The sequence below is a fragment of the Plantactinospora siamensis genome (assembly GCF_042434095.1).
GTDB lineage: Bacteria > Actinomycetota > Actinomycetes > Mycobacteriales > Micromonosporaceae > KBS50.
This window is the reverse complement of sequence record NZ_JBHLUE010000008.1, coordinates 100,810-127,337: the sequence shown is the minus strand read 5'-3', so window position 1 is coordinate 127,337 and position 26,528 is coordinate 100,810. Positions and strand designations below refer to the sequence as shown.

Annotated in this window: 20 protein-coding genes and 2 pseudogenes; 14 read left to right on the top strand and 8 right to left on the bottom strand. The window is 72.3% G+C overall.

The features are described from left to right. Positions 1 to 13 precede the first annotated feature (13 nt). Positions 14 to 853, top strand: coding sequence for a DUF4230 domain-containing protein (locus tag ACFFHU_RS11495; RefSeq protein ID WP_377338008.1), 840 nt, complete (start codon positions 14 to 16; stop codon positions 851 to 853). 160 nt (positions 854 to 1,013) lie between these two features. Here ACFFHU_RS11495 and ACFFHU_RS11490 read toward each other — a convergent pair whose 3' ends face one another. After that, positions 1,014 to 1,202, bottom strand: a complete 189-nt coding sequence (locus tag ACFFHU_RS11490) for a PspC domain-containing protein (protein WP_377338006.1) — start codon at positions 1,200 to 1,202, stop codon at positions 1,014 to 1,016. 324 nt (positions 1,203 to 1,526) lie between these two features. On the opposite strand from ACFFHU_RS11490, the gene ACFFHU_RS11485 reads away from it, so the two are divergent. The 9 genes from ACFFHU_RS11485 (at position 1,527) to ACFFHU_RS11445 (ending at position 14,309) form a co-directional block, all read left to right on the top strand. Then, positions 1,527 to 2,900, top strand: a complete 1,374-nt coding sequence (locus ACFFHU_RS11485; RefSeq protein ID WP_377338005.1) for an L-serine ammonia-lyase — start codon at positions 1,527 to 1,529, stop codon at positions 2,898 to 2,900. 319 nt (positions 2,901 to 3,219) lie between these two features. After that, positions 3,220 to 4,020, top strand: a complete 801-nt coding sequence (locus tag ACFFHU_RS11480; RefSeq protein ID WP_377338003.1) for an ABC transporter permease — start codon at positions 3,220 to 3,222, stop codon at positions 4,018 to 4,020. After that, on the top strand, positions 4,020 to 4,766 hold the full coding sequence (locus tag ACFFHU_RS11475) for an ABC transporter ATP-binding protein (protein ID WP_377338001.1): 747 nt from the start codon (positions 4,020 to 4,022) through the stop codon (positions 4,764 to 4,766). Before ACFFHU_RS11480 ends, ACFFHU_RS11475 begins: the two co-directional genes overlap by 1 nt. 19 nt (positions 4,767 to 4,785) lie before the next feature. After that, the gene (locus tag ACFFHU_RS11470) at positions 4,786 to 6,762 is read left to right on the top strand and encodes a DUF5941 domain-containing protein (protein ID WP_377337999.1); all 1,977 of its coding nucleotides are present in this window, start codon (positions 4,786 to 4,788) and stop codon (positions 6,760 to 6,762) included. Positions 6,763 to 6,857: 95 nt separating this feature from the next. After that, positions 6,858 to 9,044 (top strand): bifunctional glycosyltransferase/CDP-glycerol:glycerophosphate glycerophosphotransferase, encoded by a 2,187-nt coding sequence (locus ACFFHU_RS11465; RefSeq protein ID WP_377337998.1) that lies wholly within the window; start codon positions 6,858 to 6,860, stop codon positions 9,042 to 9,044. Positions 9,045 to 9,207: 163 nt separating this feature from the next. Continuing rightward, a complete protein-coding gene (locus tag ACFFHU_RS11460) occupies positions 9,208 to 10,500 on the top strand; it encodes an ABC transporter ATP-binding protein (protein WP_377337997.1) in 1,293 nt (430 codons plus the stop codon). Between the two features lie 54 nt (positions 10,501 to 10,554). Beyond that, complete coding sequence (locus ACFFHU_RS11455) at positions 10,555 to 11,028, top strand: DUF4442 domain-containing protein (protein WP_377337995.1); 474 nt, start codon at positions 10,555 to 10,557, stop codon at positions 11,026 to 11,028. Positions 11,029 to 11,130: 102 nt separating this feature from the next. Next, the gene (locus ACFFHU_RS11450; RefSeq protein ID WP_377337994.1) at positions 11,131 to 11,946 is read left to right on the top strand and encodes an HAD family hydrolase; all 816 of its coding nucleotides are present in this window, start codon (positions 11,131 to 11,133) and stop codon (positions 11,944 to 11,946) included. After that, positions 11,943 to 14,309: a glycoside hydrolase family 65 protein gene (locus tag ACFFHU_RS11445; protein WP_377337992.1), complete on the top strand. Its 2,367-nt coding sequence runs from the start codon at positions 11,943 to 11,945 to the stop codon at positions 14,307 to 14,309. The genes ACFFHU_RS11450 and ACFFHU_RS11445 overlap by 4 nt, the downstream gene beginning before the upstream one ends. A 72-nt stretch (positions 14,310 to 14,381) precedes the next feature. Here ACFFHU_RS11445 and ACFFHU_RS11440 read toward each other — a convergent pair whose 3' ends face one another. Together ACFFHU_RS11440 and ACFFHU_RS11435 are read right to left on the bottom strand one after the other, a co-directional pair. Next, entirely contained in the window at positions 14,382 to 15,608 is a 1,227-nt protein-coding gene (locus ACFFHU_RS11440; RefSeq protein ID WP_377337990.1) for a VldE C-terminal domain-containing protein, read from the bottom strand. Between the two features lie 177 nt (positions 15,609 to 15,785). Beyond that, entirely contained in the window at positions 15,786 to 15,983 is a 198-nt protein-coding gene (locus tag ACFFHU_RS11435) for a hypothetical protein (protein WP_377337989.1), read from the bottom strand. Between the two features lie 234 nt (positions 15,984 to 16,217). Here ACFFHU_RS11435 and ACFFHU_RS11430 point away from each other — a divergent pair, with 234 nt between their 5' ends. After that, positions 16,218 to 16,904, top strand: coding sequence for a dienelactone hydrolase family protein (locus tag ACFFHU_RS11430; protein ID WP_377337987.1), 687 nt, complete (start codon positions 16,218 to 16,220; stop codon positions 16,902 to 16,904). Positions 16,905 to 16,913: 9 nt separating this feature from the next. On the opposite strand, the gene ACFFHU_RS11425 is transcribed toward ACFFHU_RS11430, so the two are convergent. Next, a complete protein-coding gene (locus ACFFHU_RS11425; protein ID WP_377337985.1) occupies positions 16,914 to 18,623 on the bottom strand; it encodes a glycoside hydrolase family 10-like protein in 1,710 nt (569 codons plus the stop codon). A 125-nt stretch (positions 18,624 to 18,748) separates the two neighbouring features. Then, entirely contained in the window at positions 18,749 to 18,985 is a 237-nt protein-coding gene (locus ACFFHU_RS11420) for a hypothetical protein (RefSeq protein WP_377337984.1), read from the bottom strand. Positions 18,986 to 19,233: 248 nt separating this feature from the next. On the opposite strand from ACFFHU_RS11420, the pseudogene ACFFHU_RS11415 reads away from it, so the two are divergent. Then, positions 19,234 to 20,232, top strand: a pseudogene (locus ACFFHU_RS11415) (potassium channel family protein); the annotation flags it as partial. A gap of 242 nt (positions 20,233 to 20,474) precedes the next feature. Here ACFFHU_RS11415 and ACFFHU_RS11410 read toward each other — a convergent pair. The 3 genes from ACFFHU_RS11410 to ACFFHU_RS11400 all read right to left on the bottom strand — a co-directional run bounded on the left by ACFFHU_RS11410 (position 20,475) and on the right by ACFFHU_RS11400 (position 25,094). Continuing rightward, positions 20,475 to 21,509, bottom strand: coding sequence for a 2-oxoacid:ferredoxin oxidoreductase subunit beta (locus tag ACFFHU_RS11410; RefSeq protein ID WP_377337981.1), 1,035 nt, complete (start codon positions 21,507 to 21,509; stop codon positions 20,475 to 20,477). Then, positions 21,502 to 23,346: a 2-oxoacid:acceptor oxidoreductase subunit alpha gene (locus tag ACFFHU_RS11405; RefSeq protein WP_377337979.1), complete on the bottom strand. Its 1,845-nt coding sequence runs from the start codon at positions 23,344 to 23,346 to the stop codon at positions 21,502 to 21,504. The genes ACFFHU_RS11410 and ACFFHU_RS11405 overlap by 8 nt, the downstream gene beginning before the upstream one ends. Positions 23,347 to 23,606: 260 nt before the next feature. Continuing rightward, entirely contained in the window at positions 23,607 to 25,094 is a 1,488-nt protein-coding gene (locus tag ACFFHU_RS11400; RefSeq protein ID WP_377337977.1) for a hypothetical protein, read from the bottom strand. A gap of 186 nt (positions 25,095 to 25,280) precedes the next feature. Here ACFFHU_RS11400 and ndhC point away from each other — a divergent pair, with 186 nt between their 5' ends. Both ndhC and ACFFHU_RS11390 read left to right on the top strand, forming a co-directional pair. Then, positions 25,281 to 25,658 carry an NADH-quinone oxidoreductase subunit A gene (gene ndhC / locus ACFFHU_RS11395; protein WP_377337975.1) on the top strand — a complete coding sequence of 126 codons (378 nt, stop codon included), beginning with the start codon at positions 25,281 to 25,283 and terminating at the stop codon, positions 25,656 to 25,658. 113 nt (positions 25,659 to 25,771) lie between these two features. Continuing rightward, a pseudogene (locus tag ACFFHU_RS11390) lies at positions 25,772 to 26,368 on the top strand (DivIVA domain-containing protein); the annotation flags it as partial. Positions 26,369 to 26,528: the final 160 nt, after the last annotated feature.

The following is a 26,528-nucleotide window of genomic DNA, read 5'->3' as shown; positions in this document are numbered from 1 at the left end:
GACGGTGAGGGTGATGGCCCCGAGCAACGGCGTCAACGAGCCCACCCGGGAGTTTCCGGAGTTTGCCGCGGGCCGCGCGGAGCCACCGAGGCCCGGTCAGGAGATCGACGTGCCGCTCGAGGGTGCCGAGCCGGCGTACGGGCCGGCCGAGCCCCCGGGCGGCGATGGCACGCCGCCACCCGCGGCGCCCACGGCCGGCGTGGCCGGTTCGCGGCTCTTCGGGTGCGGCCTGTTCACGCTCGTGGCGGTGATCGGGCTGGCCGTCGTGCTGATCCTCGGGCTGCAGGGGGCGGGCCTCTGGCCCCACCTGCGCAACCCGTTCGGCAAGGAGCAGACCGACCGCAGCCAGCCGCCGCTGCTCACCTCGATCCAGGACCTCAGCCGCTACGTGGCCGCCGAGGGCAACTTCCAGGTCGTCGTCGACCTGCAGAACGACCGAAAGTACGTGCCGGACTTCCTGCTCAATGACCGGACGCTGTTCGTGGGCGCCGGCACGGTCGAGGCGTACGTGGACTTCTCCAAGATCGGGGAGGGCGCCATCACCGAGTCCGCCGACCACAAGACCGTGGAGATCAAGCTGCCGGCGCCGCAGCTCGACCAGGCCCACCTCGATCTTGAGAAGAGCTACGTCTTCGCGGAGAAGCGCGGCCTGCTCAACCGGCTCGGCGAGGTCTTCGGCAACGATCCCAACCGGCAGAAGGTGGTCTACCAGACCGCCGAGGAGCGGATCACGGCCGCCGCCCGGGACAGCGGGCTAGCCGCCCGCGCCCGGGAGAACACTCAGAAGATGCTGGAGGGCCTGCTGCGGTCGCTCGGCTACGAAAAGATCACCATCACGTACACGACGCCCTGAGCGTGGCGCCGGGCCGGGGCAGCGCGGGCGAACGGCCCGCAGGCCGGCCCGGGTGGCGCGGGCGAACGGCCGCGGGACCGGGCCGGGTGGTGCGGGCGAACCGCCCGCACCACCGCCGCCGGCGGCGCCGGGTGACTCGCGGAACTCCGCGAGTCACCCGCTAGCGGTCCTCGTTCGGCATGAGGATCCAGAGCACCAGGTACACGATCACCTGGGTGCCCGGCAGCAGCACCGACAACACGAACAGCAGCCGGACCAGGCCGGCCGACATGCCGAACCGGCGGGCCAGCCCGGCGCAGACGCCGGCGATCATGCGGTTCTCGCGGGGGCGTACCAGTCTGCGGTTCATCTGTTCTCTCCCCAACTCGCGGCGGTGGCGCCGCGCTGTCTTCGACGGTAGATCCGGAAAGCCAGTCCGCCGTCGTCCCGCAGTCGGACCCGGCGGCCGGCACGGCTTAGGGCCTTACCCCGACCACCCACCGGGGACGCCTTCCCCCTCCCTCCCGCCCTCCCCTCGGGTCGATCTTGCACTTTGGGCCCCCCTTTCGCGGCTTATGCGACTTTCGCCGGGGCCAAAAGTGCAAGATCGCGCGGTGGGTGGGGGGCCGGGACCGGGGTAGGCTCGCCGGTCGGGCGGGCAACGAAGCCGGCTCGGCGGCGAGGGGGTACGGCCTTGATCAGCGTGTTCGACCTGTTCTCGATCGGGATCGGGCCGTCCAGCTCGCACACCGTCGGCCCGATGCGCGCCGCCCGCACCTTCGTGCTCGGGCTGAAGGCGGACGGCCTGCTGTCCGGCGCCGCCCGGGTCCGGTCCGAGCTGTTCGGCTCGCTCGGCGCCACCGGGCACGGGCACGGCAGCGACCGGGCCGTGCTGCTGGGCCTGGCCGGCGAGGCGCCGGAGGCGGTGAACACCGACCGGGTGGAGGACTGGCTGGCGGAGGTCCGCCGGACCGGCCGGCTGAAGCTGCTCGGTGTGCACCCGATCACATTCGACGCCGACCGGGACCTCACGCTGCACCGCCGGCGCGCGCTGCCGTTCCACCCGAACGGCATGACCTTCACCGCGTACGACGGCGCCGGCGCCGAGCTGCGGACCCGGACGTACTACTCGGTGGGTGGCGGGTTCGTGGTGGACGAGGGCGCGACCGGGGCCGACCGGATCAAGCCGGACAGCACGGTCGTGCCGCACCCCTTCCTGACCGGCGCGGAGCTGCTCGAGGTCACCCGGCGTACCGGCCTGTCGATCAGCGACGTGATGCTGGCCAACGAGCGTTCCTGGCGGTCCGAGGCCGAGGTGCGGGCGGGCCTGCTGGAGATCTGGCGGGTGATGCGGGAGTGCGTCGAGCGCGGTTGCCGGCGTACCGGGACGCTCCCCGGCGGCCTGCGCGTCCGGCGCCGGGCGGCCGAGCTGCGGCGCAGCCTGGAGGCCGACCCGACCGGTGGCGACGACCCGCTGCGGGCCATGGACTGGGTGACGCTGTTCGCGCTGGCGGTGAACGAGGAGAACGCCGCGGGCGGCCGGGTGGTCACCGCCCCGACGAACGGCGCCGCCGGGATCATCCCCGCGGTCCTGCACTACTACCAGCGGTTCGTGCCGGGGGCCTCGCCGGAGGGCGTGGTCCGGTTCCTGCTGGCGGCGGGCGCGATCGGCGTGCTGTTCAAGGAGAACGCCTCCATCTCGGGCGCCGAGGTGGGCTGCCAGGGCGAGGTCGGCTCGGCCTGCTCGATGGCCGCCGCCGGCCTGGCCGAGGCGCTGGGCGGCACGCCGGAGCAGGTGGAGAACGCGGCCGAGATCGGCATGGAGCACAACCTCGGCCTCACCTGCGATCCCGTGGGCGGGCTGGTGCAGATCCCGTGCATCGAGCGCAACGCCGTGGCCAGCATCAAGGCGATCACGGCCGCCCGGCTCGCGCTGCGGGGCGACGGGGTGCACCACGTCTCGCTGGACAAGGTCATCAAGACCATGCGGGAAACGGGCGCCGACATGAAGGTGAAGTACAAGGAAACAGCCCGGGGAGGGCTGGCGGTCAATGTCATCGAGTGTTGACTTCTGTCGTCGCCGGTCGATCTGGACGGCCGCCGCAAACTACCCGGCGTGATTTCCGACTGCTAACCTATGGCGCGCCCAGCCGGTGGCACTCGCTTGATCGCGATGGCCGCCGCGCCCGGCGTGTCGACGCTCACGCCAAGAACGTGCAGGTGTCTCCCACCGCATCGCCTTCGCCCGGCACGAGCGCGGCGGGCACAATGGTTCTGGCCAGGCGGCCGCGACCACGCGGTCGGGAGGAGTCACAGGTGAGCCGGGAACTGATCGGCGCGCTCGCGCGGGGACACCGCGCGTCGGCATCCGGTGGAGGGGGGCAGCAATGACGTCGGCAGTGGCTGATGTGTGGGCGCACCGTAACGCTCTGGCGCTGCTCGTGCGCCGGGACCTCGCGGTCAAATACCAGGACTCGGTCCTGGGCTACCTATGGTCGCTGATCGAGCCGCTGGCCGTCGGCGGCATCTACTGGTTCGTCTTCGGCGTGCTCTACCACACGAACAAGAACGTGCCGGGCTACCCCCTCTATCTGATCTCGGGCATCTTCGCCTGGCAGTGGATCAACTCGGGGATCACCGAGGCGACCACGGCGCTCACCGGCCAGGCCCGGTTGATCACGACGATGAAGGTGCCCCGGGAGGTCTTCCCGTTCGGCCGGGTGATCGGCCGGTTCGCCGAGTACGTCGCCGGCCTTCCGGTGCTGGTCCTGCTGGCCTTCTGGTTCAACCAGATCTCCTTCGGCTGGCACCTGCTGGCGCTCCCGCTGGCCGTGCTGATCTCCTTCGTCTTCCTGACCGGCGTGGCGTTGCTGCTCTCCTCGCTCAACGTGCTGCTGCGGGACATCTCGCGGTTCATGGGGCTGGTGATGCGGGTGCTGTTCTATGCGGCGCCGATCATCTACCCGCTCACCTTCGTGCAGCACTCCCACATGCCCGGCTGGCTCAAGACCGCGTACGAGGCGAACCCGCTGGTCGGCATCCTCCAGTTGTTCCACGCCGTCTGGTATCCCAACCAGTTCCCGAGCGCCAACCTGCTGATCGCCTCCACGGTCGGCAGCGTCGTTGTCCTGCTCGCCGGCAACTGGGTGTTCCGCCGGCTCGAGCCCGCGGTGCTGAAGGAGCTGTAGTGAGCCAGCCGATCATCGAGGCGCGCGACCTCGGCATCCGCTTCGTCCGCAACCGCCGGCGGCAGCTGCGGCTGCGGGAGATGTTCATCCACCGCGGCGGCCGGCAGCCGAGCTCCGAGGAGTTCTGGCCGCTCCGGCACCTCACCTTCGACATCCATGAGGGCGAGGCCGTCGGCGTCATCGGCAAGAACGGCACCGGCAAGAGCACCACGCTGCGGCTGATCGCCGGCGTGCTCATCCCGGACGAGGGGTCGATCACGGTCCGTGGCCGGGTGGCGCCCCTGCTCGAGCTCTCGGCCGGCTTCACGACCGACCTGACCGGTCGGGAGAACGTCCACCTGGTCGGCTCGCTGCACGGGCTCAGCGCCTCGTTCCTGAAGGCCAAGTTCGACGAGATCGTCGAGTTTGCCGGGGAGCAGGTGCAGAAGGCGATCGACACCCCGGTCCGGCACTACTCCTCCGGCATGAAGGTCCGGCTGGGCTTCTCGGTCATCTCCCAGCTGCCGCACCCGATCCTGCTGATGGACGAGGTGATGGCGGTCGGCGACGCGGAGTTCAAGGCCAAGTGCTACGCGACCATCGAGCGGCTGCTCGGGGAGGGTCGCACGATGGTGCTGGTCTCGCACAACGAGGGAGACCTCACCCGGTTCTGCAAGCGCGGGCTCTACCTCAACAAGGGCGAGCTGGTGCTGGACGGGACGATGCAGGAGGCGCTCGACGCCTACAACAACGTGGTTCGGACGTGACCCGGGGCATCTCGGTGTGATGCGGGCGATCGTGCTGACGTCCGGCGTCGCCGGTGACCTCCGCCCCGGCCCTGCCGGACCCTGCCTGCGGGAGCGGCTCGTCGAGCAGCTCCGGGCCGCGGGCGCCGAGTCGGTGCGCGTCACCGACGATCCGGCCGAGCTGGCCCGGGCGGCCGAGCAGGCCACCGACCCGCTGCTGCTGTGCGCCGACGACCTTGTGGCGCACGCCGCGGTGCTCCGGCACCTGGCCACCAGCCCGCTCGGGCCGACCGTGGCCCTGGTGCTGCCGGAGCCGCCGGGCCCCGGACGCGTCGGCGTGCGGGAGGACCGTGGCCAGGTGGTCGCGGCCGTGCCGGCGGCCGCCGACGTGGTGCCGCTGACCGCGGGCGCCGGGGCCGCGCCGCTGCCGGTGGTCGCGCCGCCGGCCGGCGGCACGTTCGGGGGCGCCCTCCGGGTCGGTACGTCCGAGCTTCCCGCGCTGGCCGCCGCGGCCCGGTCGGCCGGCCCGGGCCGGCACCCGGTCGACGAGATCTTCGCCGCGCTGGCCGGCAGCGCGCTGATCTTCAGCCATCGGGTACGCCTGCTCGTGGCGCGCCGGGCGGGCAGCGTCGACGAGCTGCGGGCCGCCGACGCGGCGGTGGCCGCCGTGCCGTCCGAGCCGGCGGAGCTGCGGCTCGCGGTCAAGGAACGCGACGACCTGTTCACCACGTACTGCGTCAGCTCCTGGTCGCCGCACGTCACCCGGCTGGCCGCGCGGCTGGGTCTCGGGCCGACCGGCGTCACGGTCGGGTCGGTGCTGCTGGCCGCCTCGGCGGCGGCGCTGTTCGCCGCCGGCGGCCGGCCGGCGCTGGTGGCCGGGGCGATCCTGCTCTACCTGGGCTTCGTCCTGGACTGTGTGGACGGGCAGCTGGCCCGGTTCACCCGCCGGTTCAGCCCGTGGGGCGGCTGGCTGGACACGATGGCCGACCGGTTCAAGGAATACGTCGTCTACGCCGGGCTCGCCGTCGGGGTCGAGCGGTCCGGGCTGGGCAACGGGTGGGCGCTGGCCATCGCGGCCATCACCCTGCAGACCGTGCGGCACATGACCGACGCCTGGTACGGGGTGCTGCACGACGAGGCGGCCCGCCGGCCCGGCCCGGCCGCCGCGGCCGGCATCGGCGCCCGGCTCAGCCAGGCGTCGACCCGGGTGCAGGCCGACACCGGCTCGCTGAGCTACTGGCTGAAGCGGACGGTGGTCTTCCCGATCGGCGAGCGCTGGGCGCTCATCGCGGTGACCGTGGCGCTGTTCAACCCGCTGGTCAGCCTGGTGGCCGTGCTGGTCTGGGGCGTGCTGGCGGCCGCGTACACGCTGGCGCTGCGTACCGTGCGCTCCCGGTCCATGCGGGTGCCCGTGATGTCCATGGTGGACGTGCCGACGCATCGGGACGACGGCCCGCTGGCCCGTCGGCTCGGCGCCTGGGTGGGGGCGGGACGGCCGCCCGGCGCGCTCGCCGCGGCGCTGGTGGCCGCGCTGGCCGCGGCGGCGTTGCTGGCCGCGGCGCTGGCGTTGTCGCACGACCAACCCGGGCGGCGCTGGTGGGCGCTGCCGGCCGCGCTGCTCGTCCTGGTGGCGGCCGTGCCGGCCGGGAGCCGGCACGGCGGGGCGCTGGACTGGTTGGTGCCGGCGGCGCTGCGGGCGACCGAATATCTCTTCGTCATCGCGGCCGGATTGCTCGGCGGCGTGCCCGCCTGGCTGGTCTTCACGCTGCTGCTGTGCCTGGCGCTGCACCACTACGATCTGACCGCGCGGTTGGAGAAACGCGCGGCGAACGGACGTACCACCGGGTTTGGATTGGGGTGGGACGGGCGTATCGTCCTGCTCGCGGCCGCTGTCGCGGCCGCCGCGACCCCTGTCGTCTTCGCGGCGCTTGCCGCTTATCTGGTGGTCCTGTTGGTGCTGGGCGCGATTGCCACCTGGAGTGTGGCCGTGCCCGGTGGACGACAGGTGGCTCGTTGAGGACCGGAAGATATTGTTGTGGTGAACTCCAGTGACCAGCCGGGTGACACCCCAGTGATCCGCCGCCCGCCCGGGACGGCCGAGGAACGGAACCAATGACCCTGATCAGCTTTGTCGTGCCGGTCTATGACGTCCAGGGCTACCTCCGGGAGTGCCTCGACTCGATCCTCGGCCAGTCGTTCACCGACATCGAGGTCATCGCGATCGACGACAAGTCACCGGATCACAGCGGCGACATCCTGGCCGAGTACGCGGCCCGCGACCCCCGACTGCGGGTCATCTCGCTCGATGAGAACGAGGGCCAGGGCCCGGCGCGCAACCGGGGCGCCGCCATGGCCACCGGCGACTACATCTGGTTTCTCGACAGCGACGACTGGCTGGCCGAGGGCGCCATCCAGGCGGTGGCGGACCGGCTCGCGGACACCACCGCCGAGGTGCTGATCGTGGACTGGGCCCGGGCGTACTGGACGGGTCGGGTGGACCGCAGCATCCCGGGACAGCGGTTCCACCTCGCTCCGCCGGTCTTTGCGGCGCGGGAGTGGCCGGAGGTCCTGGACATCCTGCACGTGCCGTGGAACAAGGTCATCCGGCGTGACCTGCTGGAGCGGATCGACTTCCATTTCCGGTCGGGCTGGTACGAGGACGTGCCGTTCACCTACCGGCTGCTGCTCACGGCCGACCGGATCAGCCTGCTCGACCGGACCTGTGTGTACTACCGGCGCCGGCGCAGTGGCGCGGCCACCGGCACGCTGGGCGACGGTCACTTCGCGATCTTCCCGAACTGGGCGCAGGTCTTCGACACCTTCGACGACAGCCGACCCGGCGCGGCCGAGCTGCGGGCCCTGCTGTTCCGCCGGATGATCTGGCACTTCCTGATGGTGCGCGGCAACGACGACCGGATGCCGAAGCACCTGCGGAAGCGATACTTCGGCGAGATGACGGACCACTACCGGCGCTACCTGCCGCCGGGTGGCTACCCCCGGCCCGGCGGCGTCGAGGGGCTCAAGCACCGACTGGTGGCCAGGGGCGGGCATCACACCTTCCAGGCGCTCCGGCTGGCGTTCCGGGCCAACGCGTTCACCAAGCGCAAGGCCCGCAAGTACAAGCGCAAGGCCAGCAAGGCCGCCCGGTCGACCGCCAAGCTCGGCCGCGAGGCGCTGTTGCGCGCCTACTACCAGGTCCAGTTGCGGCTCCCGATGGACCCGAAGCTGGCCCTGTACGCCGCGTACTGGTATCGCGGATACTCCTGCAACCCGGCGGCGGTGTACGCCAAGGCGCGCGAGTTGGCGCCGGACGTGCACGGCGTCTGGGTGGTGCGTCGGGACAAGGTGGACACCATGCCGCCCGGCGTCGACTACGTCGTGTCCGGCACCCCGAGCTACTACCGCGCCCTCGCCCGCGCGCACTGGCTGGTCAACAACGTGAACTGGCCCGACATGGTGGTCAAGCGGCCCGGCTCGGTGCACCTGATGACCCACCACGGGACGCCGCTCAAGGTCATGGGGATCGACCAGATCGCCTATCCGGGTGGCGTGGGCGACCCGGACTTCGGCGCCCAGATGCGCCGGGCGGACCGCTGGGACTACAGCATCACCGCCAACGCCTTCACCAGCGAGATGTGGGCCCGGGCCTACCCGTGCCGGTACGAGACGCTGGAGACCGGCTATCCGCGCAACGACCGGTTGGCCCAGGCGACGCCCGAGGAGGTGGCCCGGGTGCGGGCCGAGCTCGGCATCGCGCCCACCGACCGGGTGGTGCTCTACGCTCCCACCCACCGGGAGCACCACCCCGGCTACCACCCGCCGTTCGACGCGGCCACCCTGCTGAACGCCGTCGGCCCGAACGGTCTGCTGCTGATCCGCAGCCACTACTTCCACGACCGGGCCAACGCCCCGGTCACCCGGCGCGAGATCGAACGGGTTCGGGACGTCTCCGGGTACCCGTCGGTCGAGGATCTCTACCTGGCCGCGGACGTGCTGGTCACCGACTACTCCTCGCTGATGTTCGACTACTCGGTGCTGGACCGGCCGATCGTGATCTACGCGCCGGACTGGCAGGCGTACCGGTTGGTCCGGGGCGTCTACTTCGACATCATGGCCGAGCCGCCGGGCGCAGTGGCCACGTCGTTCCCGGATCTGGTGGCGCTGTTCCGGGCGGACGCGGTCGACGACGACGCCGCGACCAAGGCCCGCAGCCAGTTCCGGGCCAGGTTCAGCTCCCTCGAGGACGGCCACGCCGCGGAGCGGGTGGTGCGGCGGGTCTTCCGCGACGAGCCGGCCTGATTTCGCGCGCGCGTCCGGTGGATCTTCCGTGGGGGTCCGCCGGACGCGCCGTAGGTCATCGTCCTGTCACACGTGCAACATGGCACGTTTACCCGATGGGCTAATCCGATGATGCTCGTCACTCTCATTCCCGGACTCGGGGTCGAGCTACGGGGAGGTGGGTGTGACCACCGTCGCGCTACGGGACGTGACAAAGATCTTTTCGGATGGCACGGTTGCCGTCGATGCGTTGAGTCTCGACGTGGCCGACGGCGAGTTCATGGTGTTGCTCGGTCCGTCCGGCTGCGGCAAGTCGACCGTGCTGCGGATCGTTGCCGGGCTGGAGGATCCGAGCGTCGGGGCGGTCCTGCTGGACGGCGAGCTGGCCAACGACATGCCGCCCCGGGATCGCGGCATCGCGATGGTCTTCCAGGACTTCGCGCTCTATCCACACATGACGGTGGGCGACAACATCGCCTTCCCGCTCCGGCTGGCCGGGGTGGAGCAGGACCGCCGGGGCGAGCGGGTCTCGGACGTGGCGGGCGCGCTGGGGATCGGTGAGGTGCTCGCCCGGCGGCCGGGCCAGCTCTCCGGTGGCCAGCGCCAGCGCGTAGCCATGGGCCGGGCCATCGTTCGCCGCCCCGGGCTGTTCCTGATGGACGAGCCGCTGTCCAACCTCGACAGCGGGCTCCGCGCCGAGCTGCGGGCGGAGATCTCCGGACTGGTCCGGGAACTGGGCGTCAGTACCATCTATGTGACGCACGATCAGGCCGAGGCGCTCACCATGGCCGACCGGGTGGCGATCATGCGCAAGGGGGTCCTCCAGGACGTCGGGACGCCCACCCAGGTGTACGGGCGTCCGGCCACGCTGTACGTGGCCGCGTTCCTCGGCAGCCCGCGGATGAACCTGCTCGAGGCCTCGGTGTACGCGCAGCTGGACCGGCACGTGGCGCTCGACCTCGGGGCGCAGACCCTCTACCTGCCGTGGGACGACATCCGGTCCCGGGTGGTCGCGCACTACCACGGCGAGCGGATCGTGGTCGGCATCCGGGCCGAGTCGCTCACCCCGGTGCCGCCGGACCAGCCCGGCGACGTGCTCCGCGGCCGGATCCGCTACCTGGAACACCATGGCCACGAGTCGCTGGCGTACCTCGACATCGGAGCCACGGCCGTACCGGTGGACGAGATGGGCGCGGGCCCGGTCGAGCCGGCCAACGGTGGCGCCGGGCGGGGCCGGCTGGGCCAGTTCGTGCAGCGGCTGTCCGGCCGGCCGGCGCCGGCGCCCGTCGTCGAGACCGCCCGGGCGAGCGTGCTGTCCGACCCCGGCCGGCACGCCCGCCGGCCGGCCGAACTGGCGGTCCGGCTTGCACCGTATCCGGCGATCTCCGCCGGCCAGTCCCTCGCGGTGGCCGTACGCCTGGACGCGCTGCACTTCTTCGACGACCGCGGCGACCGGATCGACGCCGGCTGGCGCTGACTCGCGGAAGACGTGGTGTTGCCGGACGTAGTTACTGGCGAGTAGCATCGCGCCATGACGATCGACGGGCGGCAGGTCGCCGCCGGCATGCTCGCGGCGGTCCCGTTCGCCCGCACCCTGGGACTGGAGTTCGGGGAGATCGGGCCGGACCCGGCGGGTGCCGCCGGTGCGGTCCGGGCCGTCGTCCGGCTTCCCGACACGCCGGCCACGCACAACCATGTGGCCGGGCCGCACGCCGGCGCGATGTTCACGCTCGGCGAGACGGCCTCCGGCACGGTGGTCATGGCCGCTCTCGGGCACCTGCTCGACCGCGCGGTCCCGCTGGCCGTCCGGGCCGACATCGCGTACCGGAAGCTCGCGCTCGGCCCGGTCACCGCCACGGCCCGGCTGCCCCGGCCGGCCGCCGAGATCGAGGCCGAGCTGGCGGCGGGTCGGCGGCCGGAATTCGAGATCCCGGTCGAGATCGCCACCGACGACGGCACCGTGCGGGCCGAGATGACCGTCGTCTGGACGCTGCGCCCGAACTGACGCTCGGTAACGACCGGCCGCTGAGCTGGGAGCGGATAATAGCCCTCGCGCCGCGCCGGGGCCTTGTGTTTCACGCGCAGGAAACACGGTTAAGTTGTTCCGGTGTTGGGCCTACCCGATCACGTTACGACGTGTCTCTTCGATCTTGATGGCGTCCTCACGCAGACGGCCAAGGTGCACAATGCCGCCTGGGAACAGACGTTCAACGACTATCTGCGGCAGCGAGCGGCCGCTAATCATGAGCGGTTCCAGCCGTTCGACCCGGGACCGGACTACAACCGGTACGTCGACGGCCGGCCGCGAGCCGACGGGGTGCGGACCTTCCTCGCCTCGCGCGGCATCAGCCTGCCCGAGGGATCGCCGGACGACCCGCCGGAGGCCGAGACCATCAACGGGATCGGCAACCGGAAGAACGTCGTCCTGCTGGAGCGGATCCGCACCGACGGCGTCCAGCCGTACTCCGGCTCAGTGGCCTACCTGAAGGCGGCCGCCGACGCGGGCCTGCGCCGCGCGGTCGTCTCGGCGAGCGCCAACTGCAAGGACGTGGTGGCGGCCGCCGGCCTCTCCGACTACCTGGAGGTACGGGTGGACGGCGTGCTGGCCCGGGAGCGTGACCTGCGCGGCAAGCCGCATCCGGACACGTTCCTGGAAGCGGCCCGGATGCTCGGCGTGAAGCCGAGCCAGGCGGCCGTTTTCGAGGACGCGCTGGCCGGTGTCGAGGCCGGCCGCGCCGGCCAGTTCGGCTACGTGGTCGGGGTGGACCGGGTCGGCCAGGCCGCCGAGCTGCGCGAGCACGGCGCGGACGTGGTGGTCCGCGACCTGGCCGAGCTGCTGGCCGGTGCGCAGGGCGGCGCCGGTGCGAAGGGTGGCGCCGGGACGAACGGCGGTGCCGCGACGACGAAGGGTGGCGCCGCATGATCCGCGAACGGGCTTACCCGGTCGAGCCCTGGCACGTCCGGGAGACTCGGCTGGACCTGGACGTGCTGGCCCAGTCCGAGTCGGTGTTCGCGCTCGCCAACGGGCACGTGGGGCTGCGCGGCAACCTCGACGAGGGCGAGCCGCACGGCCTGCCGGGCACCTACCTGAACTCCTTCTTCGAGCTGCGTCCGCTGCCGTACGCGGAGGCGGGCTACGGGTTCCCGGAGTCCGGCCAGACCGTTGTGAACGTGACCAACGGCAAGCCGATCCGGCTGCTGGTCGACGATGAGCCGTTCGACGTCCGGTACGGCAACCTGACCTCCCACGAGCGCATCCTGGACCTGCGCGCCGGCACCCTGCACCGCTCGGTGGAGTGGACCTCGCCGGCCGGCAAGCAGATCAAGGTCCGCAGCACCCGGCTGGTGTCGTTCACCCAGCGCGCCATCGCGGCCATCGAGTACGAGGTGGAGGCGGTCGACGAAGAGGTGCGGCTGATCCTCCAGTCCGAGCTGGTGGCGAACGAGGAGCTGCCGGCGCAGAGCAAGGATCCCCGGGTCGCCGCGGTGCTGGACAAGCCGCTGCAGGCCGAGGAGCGGCTCTGCCAGGAGACCGGCGGGCTGCTGATCCACCGCACCAAGGCCAGCGGCCTGCGCGTGGTGGCGGCCATGAGCCACGACATCGACGGGCCGCCGCGGACCAAGACCGGCACCGAGGCGTTCGAGGACTGGGCGCGCACCACGGTCACCTGCGACCTGCGGCCCGGCCAGAAGCTGCGGCTGGTCAAATACCTGGCGTACGGCTGGTCCAGCCAGCGGTCGCTGCCCGGCCTGCGCGACCAGGTGGCCGCCGCGCTGTCCGGCGCCCGCTACTCCGGCTGGGAGGGCCTGGTCGAGGAGCAGCGCGAGTTCCTGGACACCTTCTGGGACGCCTCCGACGTCCGCGTCGAGGGTGACCCGGAGGTGCAGCAGGCGGTCCGCTTCGGGCTGTTCCATGTGCTCCAGGCCGGCGCCCGGGCCGAGCTGCGGCCGATCGCCGCGAAGGGCCTCACCGGACCGGGGTACGACGGGCACACGTTCTGGGACACCGAGACGTTCGTGCTGCCGGTGCTCACGTACACCCAGCCGGCCGCCGTGGCCTCGGCGCTGCGCTGGCGGCACTCGACGCTCGACCTGGCCCAGGAGCGGGCCCGCACCCTGGGGCTGCGCGGCGCCGCCTTCCCGTGGCGCACCATCCGCGGCCAGGAGTGCTCCGCGTACTGGCCGGCCGGCACCGCGGCCTTCCACATCGGCGCGGACATCGCCGACGCGGTCCGCCGGTATGTCCAGGCCACCGGCGACGAGGAGTTCGAGCGCGAGGTGGGGCTGGAGCTGCTGGTGGAGACCGCGCGGCTGTGGCGCTCGCTCGGCCACCACGACCGGCAGGGGCGGTTCCACCTGGACGGCGTCACCGGGCCGGACGAGTACACCGCGGTCAAGGACGACAACGTCTACACCAACCTGATGGCGCAGCGGAACCTCATCGCGGCCGCCGAGGCCGTCGGCCGGCACGGCGACAAGGCATGGAAGCTGGGCGTGGACGACGAGGAGACCGCCGCCTGGCGGGACGCGGCCAACGACATCCACATCCCGTACGACGAGGAGCTGGGCGTTCACCCGCAGGTCGAGGGGTTCACCCGCTACCAGGAGTGGGACTTCGCCGACACCGCACCGGAGCAGTACCCGCTGCTGCTGAACTTCCCGTACTTCGACCTGTACCGCAAGCAGGTGGTGAAGCAGGCCGACCTGGTGCTGGCCATGCACTGGCGCGGTGACTACTTCACCCCCGAGCAGAAGGCCCGCAACTTCGCCTACTACGAGCGGCGGACGGTGCGCGACTCGTCGCTGTCGGCCTGCACCCAGGCCGTCATGGCGGCCGAGGTGGGTCACCTGGAGCTCGCGCACGACTATCTGGGCGAGGCCGCCCTGATGGACCTGCACGACCTCAACCAGAACACCCGGGACGGCGTGCACGTGGCCTCGCTGGCGGGCGCCTGGATCGCCCTGGTGGCCGGGTTCGGCGGGATGCGCGACCACGAGGGGGAGCTGTCCTTCGCGCCGCGGCTGCCCGACCGGCTGGACCGGTTGGAGTTCTCCCTCACCTGGCGCGGCATGCGGGTCCGGGTGGACGTCCGGAAGCACGAGACCACGTACTCGCTGCGGGATGGCGAGGGCGACGCGATGCTGGAGCTGCAGCACCACGGCGAGACGGTGCGGATCGGCTGCGGTAAGCCGGTCACCCGGCCGATCCCGGAGATGCCCCCGGCCGGCCCCCAGCCGCAACAGCCGCCCGGCCGGGCCCCCGTCCGCCGCACCAACAAGTCCTGAGGGAAAGGAAGGGCCCCTTGTTATCGCTTTTTGTATAGCAGGGGGCCCTTCTTAACCGCCGAGGTGCGCGGCTCAGAGCACCGACAGGTGAACATGATTGGTGTGGTCGCTGGACGGGTCGCCGCGCGCCAGGCTGTACGACTTCCACCCGGTGGCCGGGAACCACACCTGGCGGTACCAGATCACGTACAGCACCCCGAGCCGGTCGGCGTTGCGCACCAGGAACGCGGTGAGGTTGTTGCCGTACAGCTTGGCCGGGCCGGCCGCGGCCCCGCCGAACCCGCGCGACCGGGTCGAGAAGTCGCAGGCCCGGCCCTTGGGATGCTCGTACGGCCCGCCTGGGCGGAAGCACGAGACGAACCGGGAGAAGCCGGCCCGCCGGACCTCTCCCAGCGCGAACAGCAGCCGGGGCGTCACGCAGCCGCGGGTGGTCGGATCGGGCGCCGAGCAGGACTGCGGCGGCCAGGAGCCATCGCGACCCCGCGGTGACTGCCGGGCCACCGGCGAGGTGACGCTGACGAAGCCCTCGGTGTTGACGGCGCCGACCAGCGCGAGCGCCCGCTCGGCGGACTGCCGCTGCCGCTCCATCACGGCGAGTTGACGCTGCCGGTCGGCCACCTCGGTGTCCGCGTACGCCTTCGCCAGCGCCGCCCGGCGGCGCGCCGCCGCCAGCGCGTTGAGCCGGGCGTCCTCGCGCTGGCTGAGCAACTCCACCGACCGGGTCCGGTCCAGGAACTGATCCGGGTCGGCGCTGTCCAGCAGCAGCATGGCCGGACCGATCCGACCCATCCGGTAGGCCCCGGCGGCCACCTCCGCGACCTCGGCGCCGATCGCGGTGAGCCGCTCGTCGGCGGCCCGCAGTTCCGCGTCGAGGCGTACCTGCCGCCGGCGTGACTGGTCGGCGGCGTCGCGGGCTTCGACGTACCGGCGCCCGGTCGATTCGAGGACGTCGCGCAGCAGCGGTGTCCCACCCTCGTCGTCCGGCTCGGCCGCCGAGCCGGCGTTCGGGCCGGCGTCCGGTCCGGTTGCCGGGCCCGCGTCCGGTCCGGTCGCCGAGCCGGCGTCCGGTCCGGTCGCCGAGCCCCCGGTCGGTCCGGTTGCCGGGCCGGTGTTCGGGCCGACCCCCGGGCCCGTGGGGCCGGGCGCAGGCCCGAGCCCGGACACCGGCGGCGGATCGGTGGTGGGGGCGGCCAGCGTCGGCGGTGGATCGGTGGTGGGGGCGGCCAGCGCGGGCGGGCCGTCCGGGAGCGGGACGAGCACGACCAGCACGACCAGCGGGATGAGCCGGGACCGTGACATACGCTGTCCTCCCAACGGTCACCCTCTGTGCGTACAGCTGGCGACCGATGGTCAGGATAACGGACGGTTTGCCGCGAATACCTGCCGGAAAAGCGCGTGAAGCGGAGAATTCTCCCGGACGAACGTTCTCACTTTCCGTGATAATGAACGGTGTCCTGAGCCGCGCGGCGGGAGGCGTCAGCGGTCGTCGCCGGTCGACGGCACCCCGGTCGGATCGTGCGGGGTCACCGCGCGCGGGTCGTCCGCGGTACGCGCCCGAGCCGCCTCGTCGGCCCAGTCGCCCCCGCGGGCCGGTTGATCACCCTTGTTCTTGTTCTGGTCGCGCCGCGGGTCCCGAGGCTTCGGGTCTGCCTTGGCCGGTTCGTGGCGGGTCATGGCGCTCCTCGCGGTCGGCGGTCCCGCGCGCGGCGGTCGCGCACGCTCGGCCCGCGGCTTCCCGAGACCGGTGCGGCTAAACGCCGAGATCTTGGACCGAAACCGTCAGGACCTGACGGTTTCGGTCCAAGATCTGTGGATTCCGCCCTCGCCCCGGTGAGCGCCAGCTCGCCTCGGGTATCCGGGACAGGAGGACCGCCGATGGTGGTCGACCGCAGCCCGGGGAGGTAGCGGATGGACGCGCGCACCACCGAAACGACCATCCCGACGGCGGGGGTCCGGCTCACCGCCGACCTGGTGAGCCCGGACGGCGCCGTCGGGATCGTCCTGTTCGCGCACGGCAGCGGCAGCTCCCGGCGCAGTCCCCGGAACGTGGCGGTGGCCCGCTCGCTGACCGGGGCCGGGCTCGGCACCGTACTGGTCGACCTGCTCACCCCGGAGGAGGAGCAGGTCGATCTGCGTACCGCCGAGCTGCGGTTCGACATCCCGCTGCTCGCCGACCGGCTGGCCGGCGTGGTCGACTGGTTGGCGGCCGGCGGCGCCGGGCCGCCGCTGCCGATCGGGCTGTTCGGCGCGAGCACCGGCGCCGCCGCGGCCCTGGTGGCCGCGGCCCGCCGGCCCGACTCGGTGCCGGCCGTCGTCTCCCGCGGCGGCCGTCCGGACCTGGCCGGTCCGGACCTTTCCGGGGTACGCGCGGCCACGCTGCTGCTGGTGGGGGAGCTGGACGGCGAGGTGGTCCGGCTCAACGAGCAGGCCGCGGCCGCGCTGCCCGGCCTCGTGGAGCTGCGGATCGTGCCCGGCGCCACCCACCTGTTCGAGGAGCCGGGGGCGCTCGAGGAGGTTGCTCGGCAGGCCGGCGACTGGTTCGTCACCCAACTGTCGTCCGCGGCGGCGGCCCGCCCGGGACCTCCGCCCGGCTGACTCGGCGGATCAGCGGACCACGCGGGGCGGGCTCGGCAGGCTCTCGTTGGCCAGCCGGTCGAGGGCCGTCACCGCATAGGTGTACGTCCGCCCCGGCTCGGCGGTGGTGTCGAGGTAGCCGGGATCGTCGCCGCGCACGGTGGCCACCAGGTGCCGGGCGTCGGCATAGCCGCACGGCCCGGGCAGCTGCGCGCCGTCGAACCGGTAGATCGCGTACGACGTGGCCCGGCCCAGCGGACCGACCCCGTCGAGCAGCGGGTGCCAGCGCAGGCGTACCCCGGTCGCCTCCCGGGTCGCGCCCGTGACCAGCGGGAACAGCAGCGGCTTGTGCGGCAGGTGGGTCATCGTGGGCACCAGCGCCGGCCGGGAGTAGTGCTCGGCCGCGTAGATGTCGGTGGCGCCGAGCTTGTTGGCGCGTACCTGGGTGGCGCTGAAGTGGATGTTGCCCTGCACCCGCGGGTAGTCCCGGTTGAAGGTCAGGTGCCGGGACATCTCGGCCGGGTCCTGCCAGGCCGCCGGCTGGGCCGGGTCACCGATCTTGTAGTCGGCCTGCCCGATGTAGAGCTGCACGTGGGTGCCGCTCACCACGTCGGCCCACCAGGGCACCAGCTTGGCGTAGTCGGCCACCGGGAGACCGATGTTCCAGTACACCTGCGGCACCACGTAGTCGATCCACTCCTGCTTCACCCACTTGCGGGTGTCGGCATAGTTGGCGTCGTACGACTGGGTGCCGGCGGTGGCCGAGCCGAGCGGGTCGGCCGAGGCGTTCCGCCAGATGCCGAACGGGCTCACGCCGAACTTCACCCACGGCTTGGCGGCCTTGATCCGCTGGTTCATCTCCTGAATGAGCAGGTCGATGTTGTGTCGCCGCCAGTCGGCCCGGCTGGCGTAGCCGGCCCCGTACGTCGCGAACGTGGCGTCGTCCGGGAAGTCCTGCCCGGCGGCCGGGTATGGGTAGAAGTAGTCGTCGAAGTGCACGCCGTCGATGTCGTACCGCTGGACGGCGTCCATGATCGCGGTCTCGACGAACGTGCGGACCGCGGGGATGCCGGGGTTGTAGTAGAGCCGCGAGCCGGGCGCGTTCGCCGGGTAGGCGACCGCCCAGTCGCGGTGTTCCCGGACCGGGTGGCCGGGGGCCAGCTTGTCGATGTCGGCGCCGGCGCCGTCCGGCATGGAGATCCGGTACGGGTTGAACCAGGCGTGAAATTCGAGGTTCCGCTTGTGCGCCTCGCTCACCAGGAACGCCAGTGGGTCCCAGCCGGGGTCCTTGCCGCGCACCCCGGTGAGGTACTCCGACCAGGGCTCGTACGGCGACGGCCAGAACGCGTCGGCGGTGGGCCGCACCTGCACCACCACGGCGTTGTGGTGCAGTCGCTGGGCGAGGTCCAACCAGCCGCGGTACTCGGCCTGCTGGGCGGCGATCCGGTCGGGATCGGTCCACGACGCCTTGCTGGGCCAGTCGATGTTGACGACCGAGGCGATCCACATGGCCCGGAACTGCCGCTTGGGCGCGGCCGGGTCGACGACGCAACCGGCCGCGGTGGCGCCGGCCGCGGTGGCGCCGGCCACGGGGGCTCCGGCCGTGGTGGCTGCGGCCGCCCCGGTGACGGGCGCGGCGCCCGGTCGGCTCGGCGGCTCGGCGGCCGCCCCGGTCGGTGCGGCGAGGGCGCCGAGCAGGGCGAGGGCGAGGGTGGCGACGGGCAGGCGGAGTGCCTTCATGCGGGTGCGTCCCTTCGTCGGGCCAGCGGACCGCAGAGCGGCAACATTCGCCGATGCGATACGCATGGTTAGAAGGAAAGTTTCACAACCCGCACGCCGGGCGCAAGACCCGAGCGCGAATCGGGTCAGCCGCGCCCGCGGTCGAGCGCCTCCACCCGGACCAGCACCTTGACCCGGCCGAGCGGGCTGCCCTGGCCGTCCAGGGACTGGCCGATCACCCAGATCCATCGATTGTCGTAGTAGCGCGACAGGTCGTGGCGCAGCTGTTCCACCCGCAGCGACAGCGGATGCTCGCCACACTGCCAGTCGCCCTTGCGCAGCGTGAGAACGGTCCCGGGCGGGACCTGGAGTTGGCCGTTCACCGGCACCTCCGGACAGGAAAGCGGGGAGGGAGGGGCGTGCGCCGGGGAGCCTGTCCGACTGACGTCCGGCTTTCCAGCCTCGCCGCCCACCGCTGGTCGGCACAATCCCCCTAAGCAAGATTTCAGGTGCCGAAACTCGACAGTCCAAATTGAAGGACGTGGATTATTCTGCCGGGTCGGTGCGGCCGTCCGGACACCGACTATGGTGTGGGCGTGCAGCCGCCGGTCGAGGTTGAGCAGGGTAGACGGTGATCCATTTTCCGGCCGTGCGCCGCGGTCCGCTCCGGGCCATCAGCCTGCGGCTGTTCGCCGCGGTGCTCCTGGTGCTGCTCGTCGTCGCGGTGGTGTACGCCGACCGGAACGGCTACCGGGACGTCAACGCCGACGGGGTGAGCCTGCTCGACTGCTTCTACTACGCGGTGGTGTCGCTCTCGACCACCGGATACGGCGACATCACGCCGGTCGCGGATGGCGCCCGGCTGGTCAATGTTCTGATCATCACGCCGGCCCGGGTGCTCTTCCTGATCATCCTGGTCGGCACCACCCTCGAGGTGTTGACCGAGCAGTACCGCACCGGTCTGCGGCTGTCCCGGTGGAGGAGAACCGTGAAGGGTCACGTCATCATCTGCGGCTACGGGACCAAGGGCCGCAGCGCCGTGTCGGCGCTGCTGGAGACCGGCCTCGACAAGTCGCGGATCGTCGTGGTGGAACGCAACCCGACGGCCATCCGGCAGGCCACCTCGGCCGGCCTGGTCACCGTCGAGGGATCGGCCACCCGGTCCGTGGTGCTCAAGCAGGCCCACGTGACCTCGGCCAAGTCGGTCATCATCGCCACCGACAGCGACGACGCGTCGGTGCTGGTCACGCTCACCGTGCGGCAGATGACCGCCGGCCAGGTCCGGATCATCGCGGCCGTACGGGAAGCCGAGAACGCGCCGCTGCTCAAGCAGAGCGGGGCGCACCACGTCATCGTCTCGTCGGCGACCGCCGGTCGGCTGCTCGGGCTGTCGACCTCGGCGCCGCCGCTCATCGACGTGGTGGAGGACCTGCTGACCCCCGGCCAGGGCATGGCCCTGGCGATGCGCTCGGCCGAGCGCGCCGAGGTGGGACTGGGGCCCCGACAACTCGACGTGCTGGTCATCGCGCTGGTCCGGCGCGGCAAGATCGTTCCGGTGGCCGACTCGGAGGGCGCCCGGGTGGAGACCGGCGACATGCTGGTCTATGTCCGCGACGATCGGGCGCCCTCGCCTTCGCCCTCGCCCTCGACCCCGGGCGGTGGCCCGGGACCCGCGGCCGCGCCCCCGGGCGGCGGATCGGGCACCACCCGCTGAGCCGAGCGTAAATCGGACATCAGGGCGGCTCCGGAAAGCGGAGCCGCTCCCGGGAGCGCGCGCGGCGGCCCCGGGAGCGCGCGCGGCGGCCCCGGGAGCGCGCGCGGCGGCCCCGGGAGCGCGCGCGGCGGCCCCGGGAGCGCCGGGTTAGCAGCGGGTCAGAGGATCGTCCAGGTGTCGCCGGCGTTGAGCAGGGCGCTCAGCCGTTCGTCCGGCGTGCCGGTCTCCTTCGCCTGCGCCTCCGCCACCTGCTCCTGCACGATGCTGTCGTAGGAGGGCCGGTCGACGTTCCGGAACACGCCGATCGGGGTGTTCCGCAGGTCGAACCCGGGCAGCCGAGAGAGCGCGAAGGCGTACGCCGGCTCGGCCACTCCCGCGTCGTGCACGACGATGTCCTCGGCTGCCACCGACGCGGTCTCCCGGACCTCCAGGCCGAAGCCGCCGGGCGGGTGCACCACGCAGAACTGGCCGTCCTTGCCGAAGGTCACCGGCTGCCCGTGCTCGAGCCGGATCAGGTAGTCGTCCCGGGTCGCCGGCTCCTTCAGCGGGTCGAACGCGCCGTCGTTGAAGATGTTGCAGTTCTGGTAGATCTCCACGAAGGCGGACCCGGAGTGCTCGGCCGCGGCCCGCAACACCGACTGGAGGTGCTTGCGGTCGGAGTCGATCGTCCGGGCCACGAACGTGGCCTCGGCGCCCAGGGCCAGCGACAGCGGGTTGAACGGCGAATCGGCCGAGCCGACCGGGGTCGACTTCGTGATCTTGCCGAGTTCCGAGGTGGGGGAATACTGACCCTTGGTCAGCCCGTAGATCCGGTTGTTGAAGAGCAGGATCTTGAGGTTGACGTTCCGCCGGAGGGCGTGGATCAGGTGGTTGCCGCCGATCGACAGCGCGTCGCCGTCGCCGGTCACCACCCACACCGACAGGTCGGGCCGGCTGGTCGACAGCCCGGTGGCGATGGCCGGCGCCCGTCCGTGGATCGAGTGCATCCCGTACGTGTTCATGTAGTACGGGAAGCGGGACGAGCAGCCGATCCCCGAGATGAAGACGATCCGCTCGCGCGGGATGTTGAGTTCCGGCATGAAACCCTGGACCGCGGCCAGGATCGCGTAGTCACCGCAGCCGGGGCACCAGCGCACCTCCTGATCGGACTTGAAGTCCTTGGCGGTGAGCTTCAGGCTGACGGGCTCAGGCATTCTTGATGACCTCTTCCAGCATGGTCTCCAGCTCCGCCGCGGTGAACGGCAGGCCGCGGACCTGGTTGTAGCCGATGGCGTCGACGAGATAGCGGGCCCGGATCAGGTGGGCGAGTTGGCCGAGGTTCATCTCCGGGATCACCACCCGCTCGTACCGGCGCAGCACCTCGCCGAGGTTGACCGGCAGCGGTGAGAGGTGCCGCAGGTGGGCCTGGGCCACCGGCAGCCCGCGTTGGCGTAGGGCCCGGCACGCGGCGCCGATCGGCCCGTACGTCGAGCCCCAGCCGAGCACCAGCACCCGGGCGTCGCTGTCCGGGTCCTCCACCTCGACGTCGGGCACCGGGATGCCCTCGATCCGCGCCGCCCGGGTCCGCACCATGAAGTCGTGGTTGGTCGGGTCGTACGAGATGTCGCCGGTCTTGTCGGCCTTTTCCAGACCGCCGATCCGGTGCTCCAGCCCCGGCGTGCCGGGGATGGCCCACGGCCGGGCCAGGGTGGCCGGGTCGCGCAGGTAGGGCAGGAAGGTCCCGTCCGAGCCGTTCGGCTCGGTGGCGAAGTCCACCCGCAGGTCCGGCAGCGAGTCCACGTCGGGCAGCAGCCACGGCTCGGAGCCGTTCGCCACGTAGTTGTCGGAGAGCAGGATCACCGGCGTGCGGTAGGTGAGCGCGATCCGGGCCGCCTCCAGGGCCGCGAAGAAGCAGTCGGACGGCGAGCGCGGCGCGACCACCGCAACGGGCGCCTCGCCGTGCCGGCCGAACAGCGCCATGTTCAGGTCGGCCTGCTCGGTCTTGGTGGGCATCCCGGTCGAGGGGCCGGCCCGCTGCACGTCCACGATCAGCAGCGGCAGCTCGAGGGCGACCGCCAGCGAGATCGTCTCCCCCTTGAGGGCCACGCCCGGGCCGCTCGTCGTGGTCACCCCGAGCGAGCCCCCGTACGAGGCGCCCAGCGCCGCGCCGATCGCGGCGATCTCATCCTCGGCCTGCATGGTGGTCACGCCGAACCGCTTGTGCTTGCTCAGCTCGTGCAGGATGTCGGAGGCCGGGGTGATCGGGTAGGCGCCGAGGAACAGCGGCAGCCCGGACCGGACGCCGGCGGCCACCAGGCCCAGCGCCAGCGCCGCGTTCCCGGTGATGTTGCGGTATGTCCCCGGGGTCATCCGGGCGGGCTTGACCTGGTAGCGGACCCCGAAGTCCTCGGTGGTCTCGCCGAAGTTCCAGCCGGCCTTGAACGCCGCCACGTTGGCGGCCACCAGCTCCGGCCGCGCCGCGAACTTGCGCTCCAGGAAGCGCAGCGTCGAGGCGTAAGGGCGGGAGTACATCCAGGAGAGCAGGCCGAGGGCGAACATGTTCTTGGCCCGCTCGGCGTCCTTCTTGGACACGGCCTGCTCGGCCAGCGCGCGGACGGTCATCGAGGTGAGCGCGACCGGGTGCAGGGCGTAGCCGTCCAGCGTGCCATCGGAGACGGGGTCGCTCTGATAGCCGACCTTTGCCAGGTTGCGCTTGGTGAACTCGTCGGTGTTGACGATGATGTCCGCGCCGCGCGGGAGATCGCCCAGGTTGGCCTTCAACGCCGCCGGGTTCATCGCCACCAGCACGTTTGGCGAGTCACCCGGGGTGAGGATGTCGTAGTCGGCGAAGTGGACCTGGAAGCTCGAGACCCCGGGCAGCGTGCCGGCCGGTGCCCGGATCTCGGCCGGGAAGTTGGGCAGGGTGGAGATGTCGTTGCCCAGCTGCGCCGTCTCCGAGGTGAACCGGTCACCGGTCAGCTGCATACCGTCGCCCGAGTCTCCGGCGAACCGGATCACGACCCGGTCCAGCTGCCGGACCTGCTTGTTCACGGTCGTACCTCGCTTCGCTCGACTCCGTGCCGGGCCGAACCGCCGGCCGGCCCGTCGAGCCGCCGGTGACGTCGCCTCCCGGTCGCGGGACTTCCCTGATCCGGCGACGGGCGCCCGGCGACATCGCCGGCACCCTCCCTGTCACCTCTGAGCCTACGTCGGATCGGCCACCGATCCGTCGGCAAGGGGTAGAGGATGACTCGAGGCCACCGGGACGAATGGGACAAATTTTGCCCCATTCCCCCCAGGGGTAACTCAGATCACGGCCCGGGCGGGCCGCCCGTCCCCTCGGCCGGCTTCGGCCGCCCGATCCGGCGCAGTGAGCCGGTGGCCAGGGCCAGCGCCAGGACCACCAGCAGCAGCGAGGCGCCGATCAGGGCGATCGCCGTTTTCTGCACCCGGGACAGCCCGGTGTCGTGCGCCGCGCCGGCCAGCCCCGGAAGCGCCCCCTGCGAGCCGGTGGCCATCGGGTCGGTCAGGGCGGCGGGGGTGGCCAGGGCGGCCACGGCCACGATCCGGAAGCTGAGATGGATCGTCTTCGGCTTGCCGGCCCGGGGCGTCAGGGTGCCGCTCGCGGCGCCCGCAAGCGGCGCGTTGCGCTGGGCTTCCGGCGTGGCCGCCACCGGGAGCCGGGCCGTGCCGACCTGCCCCGCGGCCAGCCGGCCGAGGTCGCACCGGGTCCGGTCCGGGGCCAGGGCCACGCAGCCGGGCGGTGGGGTCGGCACGGTCACCCCGGCCGGCAGGACCACCTCGACGGTGCCGCCCGCGTCCGTATGCCCGGTGTTACCCAGCCGTACGTCCAGGGTGGTGGCCTGGCCGGTGATGTCGAAGCTGACGTCGCTGGCCGACAGCGATATGCCGGGGACCGGCGGCCCGGCCGGGAAGAGCACCGCGAAGCCCTGGTTGTCCAGCACCGCCGGCGCGTTCGGCCGGCTGGCCGAGACCTGGACCGAGCCGCTCAGCGGCATGCGCCGCCAGGCGTCCCCGTCGACCCGGAGCCGCAGGTGGGTGCTGAACCGGGCGCCGGCCGCGACGGTCCAGGCCGTACACCGGCCGCCGCCGTCCGCGGTCCGGCAGCCGGGCGTCCCGGCGTCGGTGAGACCGGCCGGGAGGGTGTACGACAGCTGCACGAGCTCGCTCACCTCGCCCGTGTTGGCGATCGTCACCCGCAGGTCGGCCACCGTGCTGCGGGCCGACCAGTACGACTCCGGCAGGGTGATGTCGCTCGTCGTGACGTACACGCCGCGGCGGGGCGCGCCCGGCTCCTGCGGCCCGGGGTGGCCGGGCGTCGTGCCGGGTGGCGGCGGCGGTGGCGCCGGCGGCGGGGTGGGCGATCCGGCTGGGGGCGGCGGCGGGGGTGGTCCGGCCGTGGTGGGCGCCGGGTCGATCGGGGTCGGCGCCTGGGTCGTCGTGCTCTCGGACGGGCTCGGCGGGTCCGGGGGCGCCGGCGGCGTGGTGTCCGTGGCGGTGGGGTCCGGGCCGGGGGACTCGGTGGGCGGCGGATCCCCCTCGGACCCGGGTGACGGCGAGGCGTCGGCGCCGCGCGCCAGGGTGGCCGCGAACTGCCGGGCCGTCGTGGATCCGAGTCGGGTCGCGCCGGCCGGTCCGGCCGAGGCGGACGCCGGAGCGAGCAGCAGGCTTCCGCCCGCGCCGAGCAGGGCGGATAGGCCGCCGGCCAGGAGTGCCGCGCGAACGCGGAACTGCCGCTGATGTGCCGGCAGCGGCCGTCCGGGTTCGTCGCGCGCCATCGTCCCTCCGGGGGTCAGCGCAGGTTGGCTGTCCATTATTCGCAGGTACTTGCCATGTGCCACTAGTCAACCGAGGAAACAAGTTCGTAACGGCGGAGGTCAGGTCAGCGAGGAACTCCGCAGCGTCACCGAATCGGCCGCCGCGGGCCCGGGACGCCGGCCGGCGCCGCCGGTAGGCTGCCGGGCATGACCGGCTATCTCGGCTCGTACGCGACGCTCGGGTTGCTCCTGCTGGTCGGCGCCGCGCTGTTCGTGGCGGCGTTCGGGGCCAACCGGCTGTTGCGACCGGCCGCGCCCGCCGACCCGCCGGGGAAGCGGGCCAGCTACGAGTGCGGGTTGGACCCGGTCGGCGAGGACTGGGCGCAGATGCAGATCCGCTACTACGTCTATGCCTACCTCTACGTCCTGTTCGCGGTCGAGGCGGTGTTCCTGTTCCCCTGGGCGGTGATCTTCGACCGGCCGGGCTTCGGCGCCGCCACCGTGGTGGAGATGGCGATCTTCGTGGCGGTCCTCGCGCTCGGCATCCTGTACGCCTGGCGGAAGAACGTCCTTCGCTGGTCGTGAAGCGTTCGATGTCGCCCTCGACCTGCGGCGGGCGGTCCCGGATCGCCGGGTAAACATTGTTTCGAGGAGTGGCGGGCTACCCCGACACCGTCCGGCATGCCACGATCGGGGCCATGGGTCAGCTTTTGCTCATTCTGGTCGCGGCGGTCACCGTCGCGGCGGTCGTGTTCGGCGTGGCCGTGCTGGTGACCGGCGGCGATCCCGGGCTGGCGCCCGCCGAGCCGGACGGCCGATCCGTGCCCTTGCCGAGCAGCCGCCCGTTGCGCGAGGGTGACATCGGTGATGTCCGTTTTGACACCGCTGTCCGGGGGTACCGGATGGGCCAGGTCGACGACGCGATGCGGCGGGCCGCGTACGACATCGGTTACAAGGACGAGCTGATCAGCGTGCTGGAAGCGGAGGTCGCCGCGTTGCGGGACGGCCGTACGGACGACGCCGACAGCCTCCGGCGTTCCCGGGAGCTGGCGCTGGCCGCCGCCGCGCCGGTCGACCGGGAGACCGCCGCGGGCGCGGCGGCCGACGAGGCGCCCGAAGACGTGGCGGGCGGTGCGGCGCGGCCGGTCACGGGCCGGGACGGCGACCGGCCCGAGGGCGAGCCGGCGCTGGTCGCCGCCGGGACCCAGCCGGCCGCGGCGGTCGCCACCGCCGACCCGGACGCCCCGACCCGGCCGGTCGGCACGGCCGACCCGGACGCCGGGAGCGGGGCGGTCGGCACCGACCCGGACGCCTCGACCCGGGCGGTCGGCGCGGCGGCACCGGACGCATCCGCCCGACCGGTCGGCAGCGCCGTCCCGATGGGGAACGTCGTGCCGACCGACGGCCCGGCCTCCGAGGCGGGCGCGGTGGGGACGATCCCGCCGGACACGCCCG

Coding starts and splice junctions, on each gene's coding strand:
- ACFFHU_RS11455 (WP_377337995.1), top strand. CDS start 10,555: ATGACGATCGACGGGCGGCAGGTCGCCGCCGGCATGCTCGCGGCGGTC.
- ACFFHU_RS11435 (WP_377337989.1), bottom strand. CDS start 15,983: ATGACCCGCCACGAACCGGCCAAGGCAGACCCGAAGCCTCGGGACCCG.
- ACFFHU_RS11400 (WP_377337977.1), bottom strand. CDS start 25,094: ATGGCGCGCGACGAACCCGGACGGCCGCTGCCGGCACATCAGCGGCAG.
- ACFFHU_RS11465 (WP_377337998.1), top strand. CDS start 6,858: ATGACCCTGATCAGCTTTGTCGTGCCGGTCTATGACGTCCAGGGCTAC.
- ndhC (WP_377337975.1), top strand. CDS start 25,281: ATGACCGGCTATCTCGGCTCGTACGCGACGCTCGGGTTGCTCCTGCTG.
- ACFFHU_RS11430 (WP_377337987.1), top strand. CDS start 16,218: ATGGACGCGCGCACCACCGAAACGACCATCCCGACGGCGGGGGTCCGG.
- ACFFHU_RS11495 (WP_377338008.1), top strand. CDS start 14: ATGGCCCCGAGCAACGGCGTCAACGAGCCCACCCGGGAGTTTCCGGAG.
- ACFFHU_RS11490 (WP_377338006.1), bottom strand. CDS start 1,202: ATGAACCGCAGACTGGTACGCCCCCGCGAGAACCGCATGATCGCCGGC.
- ACFFHU_RS11425 (WP_377337985.1), bottom strand. CDS start 18,623: ATGAAGGCACTCCGCCTGCCCGTCGCCACCCTCGCCCTCGCCCTGCTC.
- ACFFHU_RS11410 (WP_377337981.1), bottom strand. CDS start 21,509: ATGCCTGAGCCCGTCAGCCTGAAGCTCACCGCCAAGGACTTCAAGTCC.
- ACFFHU_RS11480 (WP_377338003.1), top strand. CDS start 3,220: ATGACGTCGGCAGTGGCTGATGTGTGGGCGCACCGTAACGCTCTGGCG.
- ACFFHU_RS11440 (WP_377337990.1), bottom strand. CDS start 15,608: ATGTCACGGTCCCGGCTCATCCCGCTGGTCGTGCTGGTCGTGCTCGTC.
- ACFFHU_RS11470 (WP_377337999.1), top strand. CDS start 4,786: ATGCGGGCGATCGTGCTGACGTCCGGCGTCGCCGGTGACCTCCGCCCC.
- ACFFHU_RS11445 (WP_377337992.1), top strand. CDS start 11,943: ATGATCCGCGAACGGGCTTACCCGGTCGAGCCCTGGCACGTCCGGGAG.